This is a genomic window from Mycobacterium sp. TH-M82, from assembly GCF_057473605.1.
In genome coordinates this window covers 1-1,415 of sequence record NZ_JBYCKY010000484.1, presented here as the reverse complement: position 1 = coordinate 1,415, position 1,415 = coordinate 1, and the positions used below count along the sequence as shown (strand labels likewise).

The 1,415-nt window shown below is 68.4% G+C and carries 1 protein-coding gene; it reads left to right on the top strand.

Going from position 1 to position 1,415, the window contains the following annotated elements; translation table 11 throughout:
- Nucleotides 1-121 precede the first annotated feature (121 nt).
- Nucleotides 122-1,415, top strand: a 1,294-nt coding sequence (locus AC2VON_RS15030) for an AMP-binding protein (protein WP_486953667.1), incomplete at its 3' end; no start/stop codon positions are given.

Below are 1,415 nucleotides of genomic sequence, written 5' to 3'. Positions count from 1 at the left end.
GTCAGCCGGCGCGGCAAACTCGCCAACTGGTTCGGCGAATACGGCGCAGCTGAGTAAGCCCGCCAACCGAAATCACCTAACCCGAGTCCGCTCGGCGTCACCTGGAGGCAGGATTTGACAGATGACCACCACCGTGCGGCCCCCGATGGACCTCGGCTCCTGGATCGCCCGCCGCGCCGCGGCCACCCCGCACCTGCCGGCGATCACGTTCGACGGGCACACCATGACCTATCGTGCGTTCGCCGACCGCATCGACCGGCTGGCCGCCGAACTGTCCGACGGTGGTGTCGGGCGCGGGGACCGCGTCGGCTACGTGGGCCTCAACCACCCCGATTTTCTGGCCACCCTGTTCGCCGCCGCCCGGATCGGCGCGGTGTTCGTGCCACTGAACTGGCGGCTCACCGCCGCCGAACTGAGCTACATCCTCGGTGACGCCGGGGTGCACACCCTGCTGGCCGACGCCGAACGCGCCGCGGTGATCGACCCGGTGCGCGCCGAGGCGGGAGTGCGCCGCGCGATCGCGCTGACACCGGCGCCCGGATGGGAGGTGCTCGACACCCTGCTCGCTGACCGGCAGCCGATCGCCGGGCCGGTGCACCCGGAGCCCGACGAGGTCGCGGTGATCATGTACACCTCGGGCACCACCGGCCGCCCCAAGGGGGCGATGCTCACCCACGCAAACTTGTTCTGGAACAACGTCAACGCGTTGCTGTCTTTCGACACCCACCAGGACGACGTGTCACTGGTGTGCGCTCCGATGTTTCACATCGGCGGGTTGAACGTCACCACGCTGCTGACACTGCAGAAGGGCGGCCACATCGTCCTGATGGCCACCTTCGACCCCGGCCAAGCGCTCACGCTCATCGCAGAAGACCGGGTCACCACCATGTTCGGGGTGCCGGCGATGTTCTTGTTCATCAGTCAGCTCCCCGAGTTCGCCGCGGCCGACCTGTCCAGTCTGCGCTGCCTGATCTGCGGTGGGGCGCCGGTGCCCGAGACGCTGATCGGCACCTACGGCAAACGCGGCATCCCGTTCGCGCAGGGGTACGGACTCACCGAAACCGCCCCGCTGGCGTTGGTGCTGCGCACCGACGAGGTGGGCGTGAAGATCGGCGCGGCCGGTCATCAGGTGCTGCCGCTGTCGGAGGTGCGACTGGTCGATGCGGACAACAACCCGGTGCCGGCGGGTGAGCGCGGCGAGATCTGCGTACGCGGGCCGCAGGTGATGGCCGGGTACTGGCGCAACCCGGATGCCACCGCCGCGGTGATCGACGCGCAGGGCTGGTTTCACACCGGCGACATCGGCCGGACCGACGACGACGGATACATCTGGGTGATCGACCGGGTGAAAGACATGGTGATCTCCGGCGGCGAAAACGTCTACCCCGCCGAAGTCGAAGACGTGCTCTACCGGC